13 protein-coding genes are annotated in these 14,274 nt (G+C 65.1%); 7 read left to right on the top strand and 6 right to left on the bottom strand.

The genetic code is table 11. The features are described from left to right. Positions 1–206: 206 nt before the first annotated feature. From QZZ29_RS04655 to QZZ29_RS04640, 4 genes are read right to left on the bottom strand one after another with little or no spacing between them, the layout of a single operon-like run. Complete coding sequence (locus QZZ29_RS04655; protein ID WP_291381759.1) at positions 207–1,895, bottom strand: cytochrome bc complex cytochrome b subunit; 1,689 nt, start codon at positions 1,893–1,895, stop codon at positions 207–209. Beyond that, positions 1,892–2,917, bottom strand: a complete 1,026-nt coding sequence (locus QZZ29_RS04650) for a Rieske 2Fe-2S domain-containing protein (RefSeq protein ID WP_291381758.1) — start codon at positions 2,915–2,917, stop codon at positions 1,892–1,894. Before QZZ29_RS04650 ends, QZZ29_RS04655 begins: the two co-directional genes overlap by 4 nt. Further along, positions 2,914–3,696 (bottom strand): c-type cytochrome, encoded by a 783-nt coding sequence (locus tag QZZ29_RS04645; protein WP_291381757.1) that lies wholly within the window; start codon positions 3,694–3,696, stop codon positions 2,914–2,916. The genes QZZ29_RS04650 and QZZ29_RS04645 overlap by 4 nt, the downstream gene beginning before the upstream one ends. A 10-nt stretch (positions 3,697–3,706) precedes the next feature. Next, entirely contained in the window at positions 3,707–4,339 is a 633-nt protein-coding gene (locus QZZ29_RS04640; RefSeq protein WP_291381756.1) for a heme-copper oxidase subunit III, read from the bottom strand. A 111-nt stretch (positions 4,340–4,450) separates the two neighbouring features. Between QZZ29_RS04640 and QZZ29_RS04635 the strand changes: the two genes are divergently transcribed. Next, positions 4,451–4,882 carry a hypothetical protein gene (locus tag QZZ29_RS04635; protein ID WP_291381755.1) on the top strand — a complete coding sequence of 144 codons (432 nt, stop codon included), beginning with the start codon at positions 4,451–4,453 and terminating at the stop codon, positions 4,880–4,882. Positions 4,883–4,921: 39 nt separating this feature from the next. Continuing rightward, positions 4,922–5,962 (top strand): anthranilate phosphoribosyltransferase, encoded by a 1,041-nt coding sequence (gene trpD, locus QZZ29_RS04630; RefSeq protein WP_291381754.1) that lies wholly within the window; start codon positions 4,922–4,924, stop codon positions 5,960–5,962. Between the two features lie 15 nt (positions 5,963–5,977). On the opposite strand, the gene QZZ29_RS04625 is transcribed toward trpD, so the two are convergent. Beyond that, positions 5,978–7,693 carry a DEDD exonuclease domain-containing protein gene (locus tag QZZ29_RS04625; RefSeq protein ID WP_291381753.1) on the bottom strand — a complete coding sequence of 572 codons (1,716 nt, stop codon included), beginning with the start codon at positions 7,691–7,693 and terminating at the stop codon, positions 5,978–5,980. Positions 7,694–7,778: 85 nt separating this feature from the next. Between QZZ29_RS04625 and QZZ29_RS04620 the strand changes: the two genes are divergently transcribed. Then, the gene (locus QZZ29_RS04620) at positions 7,779–7,970 is read left to right on the top strand and encodes a hypothetical protein (RefSeq protein ID WP_291381752.1); all 192 of its coding nucleotides are present in this window, start codon (positions 7,779–7,781) and stop codon (positions 7,968–7,970) included. Here the strand turns inward: QZZ29_RS04620 and QZZ29_RS04615 are convergent. Continuing rightward, positions 7,967–9,754: an AMP-dependent synthetase/ligase gene (locus QZZ29_RS04615; protein WP_291381751.1), complete on the bottom strand. Its 1,788-nt coding sequence runs from the start codon at positions 9,752–9,754 to the stop codon at positions 7,967–7,969. The genes QZZ29_RS04620 and QZZ29_RS04615 overlap by 4 nt on opposite strands. 82 nt (positions 9,755–9,836) lie before the next feature. On the opposite strand from QZZ29_RS04615, the gene QZZ29_RS04610 reads away from it, so the two are divergent. The 4 genes from QZZ29_RS04610 (at position 9,837) to QZZ29_RS04595 (ending at position 14,225) form a co-directional block, all read left to right on the top strand. Next, the gene (locus QZZ29_RS04610; RefSeq protein WP_291381750.1) at positions 9,837–10,811 is read left to right on the top strand and encodes an ROK family glucokinase; all 975 of its coding nucleotides are present in this window, start codon (positions 9,837–9,839) and stop codon (positions 10,809–10,811) included. Between the two features lie 19 nt (positions 10,812–10,830). Further along, positions 10,831–11,541, top strand: a complete 711-nt coding sequence (locus QZZ29_RS04605) for a lysophospholipid acyltransferase family protein (RefSeq protein WP_291381749.1) — start codon at positions 10,831–10,833, stop codon at positions 11,539–11,541. Between the two features lie 99 nt (positions 11,542–11,640). Next, positions 11,641–12,840, top strand: a complete 1,200-nt coding sequence (locus tag QZZ29_RS04600) for a pyrophosphate--fructose-6-phosphate 1-phosphotransferase (RefSeq protein WP_291381748.1) — start codon at positions 11,641–11,643, stop codon at positions 12,838–12,840. Next, positions 12,837–14,225, top strand: a complete 1,389-nt coding sequence (locus QZZ29_RS04595; RefSeq protein WP_291381746.1) for a class II 3-deoxy-7-phosphoheptulonate synthase — start codon at positions 12,837–12,839, stop codon at positions 14,223–14,225. Before QZZ29_RS04600 ends, QZZ29_RS04595 begins: the two co-directional genes overlap by 4 nt. Positions 14,226–14,274: the final 49 nt, after the last annotated feature.

Here is a 14,274-nt window from a genome sequence, read left to right as displayed (position 1 = left end):
TCCATTTCGGTGCCCGGTCGGTCCGGGCAGACGTGTGGGTCGGGGCCCCGGGACTGGGCCCACCTATGAGGTCAACGTGTGTGACCGGGACACCATTCCTGACGCCCACGTTCCAGCGTACCGAGCAAGCCGGAAGGCATCGTCCCTGGAAAGAAAAGTGACGCGCGCACCGGATGGGTGCACGCGTCACTTCGACATCGTGGGGATCAGTGCTCGGCAGCCGTCGGTTCGTCCGTCTTTGCCGAGGCGGCCATGCGCTCCACTTGGTGAGCATGGTGGTCTTGAGCCGCCTTGAACTCGGCGGGCGTGACCGGCTCGACGCGGTCCTCGAAGTAGAAGCGCGACCAGGCCGCCTTGAAACGGTCCCACCGGTAGCCCTTGCGTCGGACACCGCGGTCGTTGAGCTCGGGCGCAAGTTCGCGGGGCTTGAGGTTGTGGTACGAGACGCGCACCCAGCGTTCCTGCTCCGTGAGGGGCTCGTGCACCTCGATGTACTCGCCGTTGTCGAACCGGACGATGCGCCCGGTCTCGTGGCCGTGCAGGACCAGTTCACGGTCCTTGCGCTGCAGTCCGATCGCAATTCGCTTGGTGACGATAAACGCCAGGATGGGCAACACCATCACGACGATGCGGAACATGATGGTGAGGTCGTTGATGGACAGTCTGAACAGGGTGGCCACGATGTCGTTGGATCCTTCGAGCACCAGCACTACGTAGAACGTGATGATCGCGACACCGAGAGCGGTGCGTGTCGGGGCGTTGCGCGGGCGGTCCAGCACGTGCTTTTCGCCACGGTCACCGGTGGCCCAGCCCTCGATCCATGGGTACAGGGCCAGCACGCCAAAGAACACTCCGGGCAGGATCACGGCCGGAATGAGGACGTTGAGCGCCAGCGTGTAGCCGCCGATGACCACCTCGAACATGCCGGGCATGATGCGCAGGCCGCCGTCGATGAACAGCATGTACCAGTCCGGCTGGGTGCCCGCGGAGACGGGGGAGGGGTCGTACGGCCCGTAGTTCCACACCGGGTTGATCTGGATGGTGGCCGACAACAGGGTGATCACACCGAACACCACAAAGAAGAACCCGCCGGCCTTGGCCGTGTACACGGGGAAGAGCGGCAGACCCACCACGTTCTTGTCGGTGCGGCCGCCTCCGGGGTACTGGGTGTGCTTGTGCAGGAAGATCAGGAAGAGGTGTAGTGCGATCAGGCCGAGAATCAGGCCAGGGATCAACAGAATGTGCGCCGTGAACATTCGTGGAATGAGCACTTCGCCTGGGAATTCGCCACCGAACAGCCCGTACGAAATGTAGGTGCCCAGGACTGGGATCGACTTGATGACGCCGTCGATGATGCGCAAGCCGTTGCCGGAAAGAACGTCGTCGGGAAGCGAGTAACCGGTGAAGCCCGCCGCCAGCGACAGGATCATGAGCGTGAAGCCCACCAGCCAGTTGAGTTCGCGGGGCTTACGGAAGGCTCCGGTGAAGAAGATGCGCGCCATGTGCGTCACAATCGACGCCGTGAAGATCAGCGCGGCCCAGTGGTGGATCTGCCGCATCAGCAGGCCCCCAGGCACCTCGAACGACATGTGGACCGTCGACTCGAAGGCCCGGGACATCTCCGTGCCCTGCAGCTGCGGGAAGTCGCCCTCATAGTGCACGAGGTCCATCGACGGCACAAAGAAGGCCGTCAGGATCACGCCTGAGAGGAGGAGCACCACAAAGGAATACAGGGCGATCTCGCCCAGCATGAACGACCAGTGGTCGGGGAAGAGTTTGCGCGCCATGAACTTGACGAAGGCGCCAATTGAGGTGCGCTCATCGACGTAGTTGGCGGTGGCTCCCGCGGCGCGGTTGAGACGGCTGTCTGAGGGTGCGGTGTTCACGTCGGTCACTTGAGGCGCTCCCAGTAGCTCGGGCCGATCGGCTCGTTGAAGTCATCCTTGGCGACGATGTAGCCCTCATCGTCCACGGCGATGGGTAACTGCGGCAGCGGCCGCTTCGCGGGCCCAAAGATCACCTTGGCGCCGTCGGCCACGTCGAACGTCGACTGGTGGCACGGGCACAGGAGGTGATGGGTCTGCTGCTCGTACAGCGCGACGGGGCAGCCCACGTGAGTACAGATCTTCGAGTACGCGACGATGCCGTCAAAGGACCAGTCCTCGCGGCCGGGCCGCAACTTGAGGTTCTTGGGGTCCATCCTGATGAGCAAAACCACCGCTTTGGCCTTCTCTTCGAGCTTGTGTTCCTCAAGCTCGTTGAGGCCGTCGGGGATGACGTGGAAGACGGAGCCGATGGTGACGTCGGACGCCTTGATGAGCGTGCCGTCGGGGTCCTTCGCCAACCGCACGCCCTTGGCCCACATGGTGTGGCGAAACTTCGAGACATTCCAGTCGCCGCCGAGGTTCCCCACGGCAGGCACCAGCACGGAGAGGGGGGCGATCGCCAGAGCCGTCACCAGGGAGCCCTTGAGCAGGCCGCGACGGCCGACGCCAATTCCGGAGTCCTTCGCGCCCTCCTTGAGGTTGTCAACGGCTCCGGCTCGCGCCTCGTCGGACGAACGTGTGGCGTGGCGCTCCTCGACCATGTCGTGGTCGCGCATGAGCGTCTTGGCCCAGTGAATGGCGCCGGTGCCGATGCCAATCATGGCCAGGAATATGCCGAGGCCCATGAACATCGTGGTGTATCGCACCGAACCGATGTCGCCGCCGCCGCCGTCCGCGGTGACGTAGGCCCAGATCGCGATCGCGGTGCCGAGCACAGAGATGCCGAACATCGCGGCAACCTGACGCTCGGCACGCTTCGCTGCCTTGGGGGCCACGTCGGCTCGGCGCGGTCGGTGGTCCTCGGGAACGCCCGGATCGGCAAACGTTCCCTCGACAGCGCCGTCTTCTTGCGTCACGTTGTCGGTGCTCATGAGGAACGCACTCCAATCCAGACGGTAAAGCCCACGATGAGCCCCATTCCCAAGAGCCACGCCCACAGCCCCTCAGCCACTGGGCCGATGGTCCCAAGCGCAAGGCCGCCAGCTGCCCCATCGCGCTGTTCTGCGAGGAACGCGATCATGTCGCGCTTGTCTTCGGGCGTGATGTTCGACTCGTTGAACACGGGCATCGATTGCGGGCCTACAAGCATGGCCTCGTAGATGTGGGTGGGTGTGGTCTGCCACAGCGGGGGGGCGTACTTTCCCTGCGAGAGTGCGCCTCCGCCGCCTACAGACCCGTGACACATGGCGCAGTTGGTGCGGAAGAGAGCCATGCCCTGAGCGGGATCTCCACGCGCCGGGTCGACCGCCTCCGCGTCGGGGACCGACGGGCCCGGGCCGAGTGAGGCGACGTAGGCCGCCAGTTGGGAGATCTGCTGATCGTTGAATTGGACGTCCTTGGCGATGGCCTGCGGCCCCGAGGCCTGCATCGGCATGCGGCCGGTGCCCACCTGGAAGTCGACGGCGGCAGCGCCCACACCGATGAGCGAGGGGGCGACGCCATCTTGGCCTTGCGCGCCGAGGCCGTGGCACGTCGCACAGTTGGCGGCGAAAAGCTTCTGCCCCTCGCCGATATCGTCCGCCGTGGCGGTCGCGGCTTCGGCGGGGCTGGGCTGCGCGAATGAGGCAGCCATGGTGAGTCCCGCAAGCAGGACGAACATCAAGATGAAGGGCGCCGCGCGGTGGTGGCGCTTCACGGCAACAGCTCGCATCGCGTTCCCCCTATTTCAGACCGTAGATGACAAGGAACAGCGCGACCCACACCACGTCAACAAAGTGCCAGTAGTACGACACGACGATGGTGGTGGTCGCTTCGAGCGTGCCGAACTTCTTGGCCACAAACGACCTGCCCAACACGAACAGCATGGCGATCAAACCGCCCAGCACGTGGAGGCCGTGGAAGCCGGTGGCCAGATAGAAGGCCGAACCATAGGGCGATGACGAAATGGTGAGGCCCTCGTGCACGAGCTCCGAGTACTCAAACACCTGACCGGCGATGAAGAACGAGCCCATGATGTACGTGGTGACAAACCACTCGTGCGTGCCCCACGCACGGAAATTCCACAGCGGGCCCGTGCGTCGTCGTTGGTAGCGTTCCGCGGCCCAGACGCCCGCTTGGGCGGTGAAGGATGAAGCCACCAGGACCGAAGTATTGAGCAAAGCGAACGGCACGTTCAACTGAGGCGTGTGGGCGGCCCACTCGCCAGGGGCCTCTCCTCGCAACGTGAAGTACATCGCAAAAAGGCCTGCAAAGAACATGAGTTCGGAACTAAGCCAGACTATGGTCCCTACAGCTACTCGATTAGGGCGCGTAGCGTGGATCGGGGAGGGCATCGCCGCTGGTGCGTGGGACATGCGTTCATTATGCCTGTCTTCGGCGTTTGCGCGAGCAAAGGTCCCGGGTTCGGCGTGGCACCACAGCGCAGAGCGGACATCACCGCCGCGCGTCATGCCAGAATGGACCGCATGAATGACATCACTGTTCGCCACGACGGCGAAACCCCGGCAGTAAAGCCCCTCAGCATCTTGCTCTACAGCGACGACGTCACGGTGCGTGACAAGGTGAAACTCGCGGTGGGCCCGACGTCGTGGGGCAGGCCCGTCGCATGGACTGAGACCGCCACTCACGAGGGAACCGTGATGCAGGCGGACGCGAACGACTTCGACCTGGTGATCCTCGACGGCGAGGCCGCCAAGTCTGGCGGCATGGGCATCGCGCGACAGTTGAAGCACGAGCTGTTTGTCTGCCCGCCCATCCTGCTGCTGGTGGGCCGCATCGGCGATGCCTGGCTCGCCACCTGGTCGGAAGCCGACGCGGCCGTGGCGCACCCGTTGGACCCGTTCGTGGTGAAGGATGCGGTGGACGCGTTCTTCGCGCCCGCACCCGCTAGTTCTTGAGTCTCACCACCCCATCGACGCTCCACCGAAGGAATCTTCATGGCAACGTGGCCCGACATCCTGATGCGTTTGTCCTGTGACGAGGACCTCGCCGCGGCGGACACGGCCTGGATGCTCGACGAGGTGTTCAACGGGCGAGCCACCGATGCGCAGTTGGGCGCGTTCCTCATGGGCATGCAGACGAAGGGAGCCACGGCCCCAGAGGTGAACGGCATGGTCGGGGCGATGCTCGCCCATGCGGCCCCACTGTACATCCCCGGTCGCTGCGTCGACATCGTGGGTACCGGCGGAGACAAGGCAAACACCGTCAATATCTCGACGATGGCGTCGCTGGTGATCGCAGGCGCAGGGTTGCGGGTGGTCAAGCACGGCAGCCGCGCCGCGTCCTCCACAACCGGGGCCTCCGATGTTCTCGCCGCATTGGGCGTCAACCTCGACCTTGAGCCGCAGCGCGTGGCCGAGGTGGTCGAAGAGGTGGGCATCACCTTCTGCTTCGCTATCAAGTTCCACCCGGCCATGCGGTTCGCCGGCCCGGTGCGTAAGGAGTTGGGTATCCCCACGATCTTCAACGTGCTTGGCCCTCTCACCAACCCGGCACAGCCCATGGTGAGCGCGATCGGGGCGTCCTCCGCGGCCCTTGCCCCCGTGATGGCGAACGTCCTTGCCATGCGCGGCCGTCACGGCATGGTGTTCCGCAACGAGGACGGCTTGGACGAGTTGGCGGCGACGGCTGCTACCCGGGTGTGGGAAGTGCATGACGGCGTGGTGACCGAATCGGTGATCGACGCTGCGAAAGACCTGGGCCTGCATCCGATCCCGGTGTCGGCGTTGCGGGGCGGCGAGGCCGACGAGAACGCCGCGGTGGTGCGTTCTGTGTTGTCGGGGGCGAGTGGGCCGGTGCGCGAGACCGTGATTGCCAATGCCGCGCTGGCGATCGCAGCGGACGGTACCCTGCCCGGAACCGGCGGTGGCGACCTGATCACGCGGATGCGCTCGGCAATGGTCGCTGCGGCTCATGCCATCGATTCCGGCGCTGCGGACGCGACGCTCCAGAGATGGGCCAAAGCCACGCAATCGTGACGCGCGGGCCTGCTGCTAGCGCGGAAGTTGCCCGACACTGAGGCGGTCGAGGTTGCGTGCGCTGACCCAGTGGGCATGCCTGGCGGCACCCATGGCGGGACTGCTCCACTCGCCCTCGATAAACACGAGTCGCGCGCCGTCCGACTCGAGCCAGCGAGCAAGCATCTCGCGCTCCTCGACCAGAGCATCGGCCGGCGCCTCGTCCCAGTTGTCGCGCAGCCGAGCGCACGCCGCCCACACGCCCTGTGAAACATGGGCCGACCCTGCAAGCACGCCGTCCACCACGGAGATCACGTCGAATCCGTTCCCCGCGCGCCGGACGGCCACCAAGCGGACGCCGCGTAACGCCTGCAGGCGCTGAGACCTCATCGACCCGTCGACGAGAGCGGAGATTCCATCTCTCAGCTCGGCGGCGCGCTCGAAATCGAGCGTGACCACGTGTTCTTCAATGGCAGCTGCGAGCACGTCGACCACCGGCGACGGGTCACCCTGCAACGCCCGCGTCGCCGCGCGGACCGTGGCGTCGTACCCCGAGTCCGCGCCCCCCACGCAGGGCGCGGCACACTGGCCGAGGTCTTTCAGCAGGCACGCGCGGGCGCCCGCCCGGGGCACGATCGTGAGACGAGTCGTGCACGTGCGCACTCCCAAGGCGAGCTGAAGAGCTTCGATCGCAGTCTGAGACTCGCCAGCGCCGCGCATCGGCCCCACGAGCGCGCCGCCGCCGGATGCGGACCGGGTGACGCGCAGGCGCGGGTAGCGCTCATCGGTCAAACCGATCCAGGCCGTCCGTTCGGGACGTGCAGAACGCCGGTTGTAGCGCGGCCGGTAGCGATCGATCATTCTCACCTCGACCACCCTGGCTTCGAGTTCCGTCGCGCATACGTACGCGTCTACGCCCACGGCGAGCTCGAGCATCTCGCGAATCTGACGGCGCTTCTCGCCACGAGTAAAGTAGGTCTTGACCCGAGACCGCAAGTTCTTTGAGGTCCCCACGTACAGGCGTTCACCCTGAGGCCCCCTGAAGATATAGACGCCCGGTTGCGCGGGCACCTTGTCGGCCATCGTTGCCTTCTTGCGCAACTTCTCCGGCACTGGGTTGCGCAGGGCATCCAGGTCTTCGCGGTGCGTGATCCCAAACCGGGCCAACCGCTCCAGCATGTGGTGCAGGATTTCCGACGTCGCACGGGCGTCGTCGAGCGCCCGGTGGTTCGGCGTCACGACGGTTCCGAACGCGCGAGCAAGCGTGGAGAGTTTCTTGTTAGGGGCCTCCTCTTTGGTGGTGGCCCGGCGGGCCAGGGTGACGGTGTCCACCACCTCATTGCCCGGCCACGGGTAGTCCTGTTGCCGACATGCGGCCTTCAGGAAGCCGACGTCGAAGGGAGCGTTGTGTGCAACCAGCACGGCGTCGCCCAAGAACTCGAGAAAGCTGGGAAGGACCTGTCCGATGGTGGGAGCGGCGACGAGCATGGCATCGGTGATTCCCGTGAGCGCCACGATCATGGGAGGAATGGGCATACCAGGATCCACGAGGGTCTGGAACTCGCCAATGACCTCGCCTCCGCGCGTCTTCACCGCACCGATCTCGGTGATGGCGCTCGAGGCAGGGGAGCCGCCCGTGGTCTCGAGGTCCACCACCACAAACGTGGTGGAGTGCAGGGGCTCACCGATCTGGTCGAGCCCCACTTGCACGCCGTCAAGATGGCGGCTGATGTCGGGCGCGTCGGCGGTCATGTGGGTGACGCTACGTCAGGGGTGAGACATGTGGACGTTGTCCCCGGACGCCCAGATGTCAGAGGTCGCGCCTAGCGTGGGAGTCATGTTGATCGAATGTGATGAGTGCACGGCACGCGGCCCGGCGTGCGGCGACTGCGTGGTGTCCTTTCTCACGATCACGCGCCGTCCCCACACCATCGAGGTGGATGACGACCAAGCGGCGGCCATCACCGCCATGTCGCAGGGCGGGCTGCTGCCGCCACTGCGCCTTGTGCGGGATGAACGCGCCAGCTAGGGCTTTGTGGTGGCGTAGAGGTTTTCGATGCGCTCCTGGTAGTCCGCGAGCACCCGGGAGCGCACTACCTTGAGGGACGGCGTCAGGTAGCCGTTCGCGATCGTGAAGTCCTCAAGCACCACCTCGTACTTGCGGATTGACTCGGCGCGTGAGACGGCTCTGTTGGCCCGCTCGACCGCCTTGTCGATGTGCTCGCGCACCGTCGGGTCTGCGGCCGCCTCGGCAGTCGTCAGTTCGGGCAGGCCCTTGGCCTTGAGCCATCGAGGGAGGGCCTCGGTGTCGAGCGTGACGAGCGCGGCGATGAACGGCTTGCCGTCGCCCACCACAACGCACTGGGAGATCAGGGGGTACGCCCTCAGGCGGTCTTCAAGCATGGCGGGAGCGACGTTCTTGCCGCCCGCAGTGACGATGATCTCCTTCTTGCGACCGGTGATGGTGAGGTAGCCGTCTTCGTCCTCGATTCCGATGTCGCCGGTCATGAACCAGCCGTCGTGGAAAGACGCGGCCGTTGCCTCGGGGTTGCGGTGATATTGCGAGAACAGCGAAGGGCCACGCAGCAGAATCTCGCCATCATCGGCGATCTTGACCTCGATCCCGGGCAGGGGCCGTCCGACCGTGCCGATCTTCGACCGCTCGGGACGATTGACGTGGGACGCCGCGTTGTTCTCGGTGAGTCCATAGCCCTCGAGCACCACCAACCCAAGTCCGCGATAGAAATGACCGAGCCGTTCACCGAGCGGAGCAGAGCCGGAAATGGCCCAGTGGCTGTTGCCGCCAAGCACGGCCATGATCTTCTTGAGCACCAAGGCGTGTGCCAGGCGGTGCCGAAGTGTGAGCATGGTGGAGGGCCCTTGCGGCGAGTCGAGGGCCTTGGAGTAGTCGATCGCCTGCCTGGCGGCCCACCGGAAGATCTTGACCTTGCCACCTGCGGCAGCCTTCTGCTCCGCCGAGGTGTACACCTTCTCGAACACGCGCGGCACAGCCACGATCAGGGTGGGCTTGAACGTGCCCATATAGGCCACCAACTTGGACGAGTCCGGGCAGAAGCCCATCACGGTGCCCGCCGCCACGAGCGCGACCTCCACGAGCCGGGCGAGCGAGTGAGCCAAGGTCAGGAACATCACCGTCGAGGCGCCGTCCTCGAACAGGACGTCCCTCAACTCCTCGTGGATTCCAGCGATGTGAACGGTGTAGTTGCCATGCGTCAGGCGGACGCCTTTCGGTCGACCCGTGGTTCCCGACGTGTAAATGATGGTCGCAAGATCGTCGGATGTGGCCGCGCTGCGACGCGACTCCAGTTCGGCGTCCGAAACTCCCGCTCCTTCTGCCATGAGCGAGTCGATCGCGCCCCGATCAATGACCTCAATCGCGGTCAGCGGCGATTCGGGGTCGGACGCGACCGTCCGCGCCAGTTCGGCGTGGGCGTCGGTCTCGACAAACAGTGTGGTGATGTTGGCGTCGGACGTAATCCAGTCGATCTGGGAAGCGGACGACGTGTCGTACACCGGCACGGGAATGGCGCCGGCGGACCATATGGCGAAATCGAGGACCGTCCATTCGAAGCGCGTGCGACACATGATTCCCACCGTGTCGCCCAGGCCGATACCCCGTGCGATGAGACCCTTGGCGACCGCGTCGACGTGGGCGCGCGCCTGCCCACCGGTGACGTCAATCCACTGGTCTTCGGGGTCGGTGTAGCGCATGACTACTTTGTCTGCGCGGACAGACCACGATTCGGTGACGAGCGCCATGATGTTGGGTGCGGGCGTCGGTGCATCAATCATTTTGACTCCGTTGGCAAGGTGATCGGTTGCGCTCACGATACCCTCGGTGAGGTCGCATGACATACATCTGAAGGGGACTGACGTGGACGCTGTGGGTGTCGACATTGGCGGAACGAAGATCGCTGTCGGCGTGGTCGACAGCACAGGCACCATCCTGACCAAGGTGCGCCGCCCTACGAGACCTCAAGATCCCTCAAGCATCGATGCGGCCATTGCGGACGCCGTGACGGAATTGTCGGCGGAGTACGACGTGCGCGCGGTAGGCCTCGCGGCCGCAGGGTTCGCCAGCTCGGACCGCAACCACATGAATTTCGCACCCAATATCGCGTGGCGTGACTACCCGTTGGGTGACAACGTGCGGGCGCTGTTGGGACGCGATGACGTCACCGTTGTCGTGGAGAACGACGCGAACGCCGCGGGTTGGGCGGAGTTCGTGCACGGCGCGGGCCGGGGAACGGGCACGATGGTGATGATCACGATCGGCACGGGGCTCGGTTCTGCGCTCGTGGTCGAGGGTGAACTCGTGCGCGGCGCCTACGGCTTTGCCGCGGAACTGGGCCACTTGCGCATGGTTCCCGACGGTCAGCCCTGCGGATGTGGGCAGAAGGGTTGCTGGGAGCAGTACGCGTCCGGCTCTGCACTCACCCGCGAGGCGCGCAGGGCGGCCAATGATCGCTCCGTGCGCGCCGCCGGACTCATCGAGCGTGCTGGAGGGAAACCCAACGCCATCACCGGACCTGACGTGACGGCCGCGGCAATGGACGGGGACGAGCTGGGGATCGAACTGCTGGCGGACCTTGGCCGATGGATCGGCGAAGGCTGCGCACAAGTTGCAGCGGTTGTTGACCCCGAGGTGTTTGTCATCGGCGGCGGAGTCATCGCGGCTGGCGACCTGATGCTCGAACCCGCTCGGGAAGCCTTCGCCGAGCACTTGACCGCCCGCGGTCATCGTCCAGTGCCGGCGATCCTTGCTGCCGACATGGCAAACGACGCCGGAATCGTGGGAGCTGCGGCGCTTGCTCGGGAAGCGGTTCCGCTCGGCATGACGCCCCGGTAGCCTGAACTCGAGGAGACCCATGTATTACACATTGTTCAAGCACGTGCTGCTCGGCCCCGGGCTGAAGGTGTACTACCACCCCTGGGTCGAGGGTGCTGAGAACGTTCCGGAGCACGGAGGCGCCATCCTGGCGTCGAACCACCTGTCGTTTTCCGATTCCGTCTTCCTGCCGCTCGTACTCAAGCGCAAGGTGGTCTTCCTGGGGAAGTCCGACTACTTCACCGGCAAGGGAGTGAAGGGAGCGGCAACCCGGGCGTTCATGCAGGGCGTCGGCACGATTCCCGTCCATCGTGGTGGAGGCAAGGCCTCGGAGGCGGCGTTGCGCACCGGCATGCAGGTGCTGGACAGTGGGGAACTGCTGGGGATCTATCCCGAGGGCACGCGCAGCCTCGACGGGCGCCTCTACCGCGGCAAGACGGGAGTGGCACGCCTCGCGATCGAGGCGGGCGTTCCGATCATTCCCGTGGCCATGATCGGCACCGATGTGGCGCAGCCGATCGGCCAAAAGGTGCCGTCCAGAGAAGACATCGGCGTCCGCATCGGCACCCCCATTCACATCAATGCGTATCGCGGCCGCCAAGAAGACCGGGAAGCGCTACGCGAACTCACCGACACCGTCATGGAAGCGATCCGCGACATGTCCGGCCAGGAATACGCAGACCGAGACTCCGCTCAGTACAAGCGTGAACTGGCCATCGCCGAAAGAGAGGCGGAAGGCCGCCAATCCTGACCGCTCGCGTCGAACGCGCCCCACGGGACCTGCGTCTCGCCGGAGCAATCACCCCACCCCTAGAATGAGCGGGAAAACCTCATCTGAAAGGCCTGTCGCATGTCCGTTCGCCGTGTCGCGTTGCTCACCGCCGGAGGCTTCGCCCCCTGCTTGTCCTCAGCCGTTGGCGGCCTTATTGGTCGTTACACCGAGGTAGCACCCGAGGTCGAGATCATCGCCTATCAGCACGGGTACTGGGGTCTGCTCACGGGGACGTCGGTCGTTGTCACGGACGCGGTACGCGAGAAGGCTGGCGTGTTGCACGGATTCGGTGGCTCGCCCATTGGAAACTCGCGCGTCAAGTTCACCAACGTCGAGGACTGCGTCAGGCGCGGGCTGGTCAAGGAAGGCGAGAACCCGCTCGCGGTCGCCGCGGAACAGTTGCGCAAGGACGGCGTCGACGTGCTCCACACCATTGGTGGCGACGACACCAACACGGCCGCGGCCGACCTCGCCAAGTACTTGGAGGAGCACGACTACCCGCTCACGGTGGTGGGCCTGCCCAAGACGATCGACAACGACATCGTCCCGATCCGCCAGAGCCTTGGTGCATGGAGCGCGGCCGATCAAGCGTCCATCTTTGCGCAGAACGTGATTGGCGAGCACCGTTCGTCCCCCCGCATGCTGATTGTGCACGAGGTCATGGGCCGTGCGTGCGGCTGGCTGACGGCGGCCGCGTCGCTGAAGTACCGCGAGTGGCTCGACACCCTCGAGTGGGTGCCCGACATCGGCCTGTCGCGCGAGCGTTGGGACATTCACGCCGTGTACGTTCCCGAGCGGTCGATCGATCTCGACGCGGAAGCCGCGCGCCTCAAGACCGTCATGGACTCGGTGGGCAACGTCAACATCTTCCTGTCGGAGGGCGCAGGCGTGCCCGAGATCATCAAGGAGATCGAGGAGGTGGACGGCACGGTTGAGAGGGACCCCTTCGGTCACGTCAAGCTGGACACCATCAACCCGGGAAACTGGTTCGCTCAGCAATTCGCCGACCGCATCGGCGCCGAAAAGGTCATGGTGCAGAAGTCCGGCTATTTCTCTCGGTCCGCCCGTGCCAACGTCGAAGACCTCCGGCTCATCAAGTCGATGACCGATTTTGCGGTGGAGTGCGCCCTTCGCGGTGAGCCCGGCGTGGTGGGACACGACGAGGAGGACGGCGGTCGCCTCAAGTGCATTGAGTTCCCGCGTATCGCCGGTCACAAGCCTTTCGACACGTCCACGCCTTGGTACATCGATCTGTTGGCCGATATCGGGCAGTCATGACGACCGCCGACGAGAAGCTCGTCGCGGCGGGGGTCGACAGCTACCTGACGTGCGAGGCCAGGCAGCAACCCCACTGGCCCGATGCCGAGGCGCTGCAGCGCGCAGTAGATCGTCTCAAGAAGGTGCCGCCCCTCGTCTTCGCCGGCGAGGCCGACGTGTTGCGCGGCCACCTCGCGGCGGCAGGCCGGGGCGACGCGTTTGTGTTGCAGGGCGGGGACTGCGCCGAGACGTTCGCCGAGGCGACCGCAGACCGGATTCGCAACAAGATCAAGACGATCCTGCAGATGGCCGTCATCCTCACCTACGGAGCGTCGACGCCCGTCGTGAAAATTGGCCGAATGGCGGGCCAGTATGCCAAGCCGCGCTCGTCCGACTCCGAGACCAGGGATGGCGTGACGCTGCCGGCCTACCGGGGTGACATCGTCAACCACTCGTCGTTTGAGCGGGACTCCCGAATTCCCAACCCGGAGCGGCTCGTGGACGCGTACCACGTGTCCGCATCCACCCTGAATCTGATCCGGGCCTTCACCACGGGTGGCTTCGCGGACCTGCGCCGCGTCCATCAGTGGAACCGCGGCTTCGCGGGAAATCGTGCCTACGCCGCGTACGACAAGGTGGCGGGGGAGATCGACCGGGCCGTGCGCTTCATGGAGGCCGCCGGCGGCGACTTTGAGGCACTCAAGACGGTGGAGTTCTTCTCCAGTCACGAGGCATTGCTGCTGGACTATGAGCGGGCTCTCACGCGCATCGACTCACGCTCCGGACTGGCGTACGACTGCTCGGCCCACTTCCTGTGGATCGGCGAACGTACGCGCGAGTTGGGTGGAGCGCACGTCGAGTTCATGTCCAAGATTCACAACCCCATCGGCGTCAAGCTGGGCCCCAGGAGCACGGCGGCCGATGCCGTGGCGCTTGCCGAGCGGCTCAACCCCGACAACATCCCAGGTCGCATCACGTTTGTGGCGCGCATGGGGGCGGACCGGGTGCGCGACGTGCTGCCGGGAATTGTGGCGGGGGTGCGTGATGCGGGTGCGAGCGTCACGTGGCTCACCGACCCGATGCACGGCAACACTTTCACCTCGGAGTCAGGCTTCAAGACCCGCCGGTTCGAGACGATCCTCGACGAGGTCAAGGGCTTCTTCGAGGTGCATCGCGCGCTCGACACCGTTCCCGGCGGGCTGCACGTGGAACTCACGGGCGACGACGTCACCGAGGTCATGGGCGGAACCGCCGAGATCGACGACGAGGGGCTGGCCCGACGCTACGAGACCAAGGTGGACCCTCGGCTCAATCACGAGCAGTCACTCGAGATGGCGTTCCTGGTGTCCGAGTTGTTGTCGGAGCGCAATCAGCCGCCGCTCGAGCAGTTTCCGGTCGACGACTAGGGCGTGTCTCCAATGTTGAGCGGGGTTTTGGCTTGATGCTGGGCACATG

It is taken from the genome of Demequina sp. (assembly GCF_016278765.1).
In the GTDB taxonomy this organism is placed as follows: domain Bacteria; phylum Actinomycetota; class Actinomycetes; order Actinomycetales; family Demequinaceae; genus Demequina.
The sequence above is the reverse complement of the archived record's forward strand: the minus strand, read 5'-3'. Positions and strand labels throughout refer to the sequence as shown.

Excerpts from the sequence above, each read along its gene's own strand:
- QZZ29_RS04650 (WP_291381758.1), bottom strand. The coding sequence starts at position 2,917 with ATGAGCACCGACAACGTGACGCAAGAAGACGGCGCTGTCGAGGGAACG.
- QZZ29_RS04645 (WP_291381757.1), bottom strand. The coding sequence starts at position 3,696 with ATGCGAGCTGTTGCCGTGAAGCGCCACCACCGCGCGGCGCCCTTCATC.
- QZZ29_RS04640 (WP_291381756.1), bottom strand. The coding sequence starts at position 4,339 with ATGTCCCACGCACCAGCGGCGATGCCCTCCCCGATCCACGCTACGCGC.
- QZZ29_RS04635 (WP_291381755.1), top strand. The coding sequence starts at position 4,451 with ATGAATGACATCACTGTTCGCCACGACGGCGAAACCCCGGCAGTAAAG.
- trpD (WP_291381754.1), top strand. The coding sequence starts at position 4,922 with ATGGCAACGTGGCCCGACATCCTGATGCGTTTGTCCTGTGACGAGGAC.
- QZZ29_RS04625 (WP_291381753.1), bottom strand. The coding sequence starts at position 7,693 with ATGACCGCCGACGCGCCCGACATCAGCCGCCATCTTGACGGCGTGCAA.
- QZZ29_RS04620 (WP_291381752.1), top strand. The coding sequence starts at position 7,779 with ATGTTGATCGAATGTGATGAGTGCACGGCACGCGGCCCGGCGTGCGGC.
- QZZ29_RS04615 (WP_291381751.1), bottom strand. The coding sequence starts at position 9,754 with ATGATTGATGCACCGACGCCCGCACCCAACATCATGGCGCTCGTCACC.
- QZZ29_RS04605 (WP_291381749.1), top strand. The coding sequence starts at position 10,831 with ATGTATTACACATTGTTCAAGCACGTGCTGCTCGGCCCCGGGCTGAAG.
- QZZ29_RS04600 (WP_291381748.1), top strand. The coding sequence starts at position 11,641 with ATGTCCGTTCGCCGTGTCGCGTTGCTCACCGCCGGAGGCTTCGCCCCC.
- QZZ29_RS04595 (WP_291381746.1), top strand. The coding sequence starts at position 12,837 with ATGACGACCGCCGACGAGAAGCTCGTCGCGGCGGGGGTCGACAGCTAC.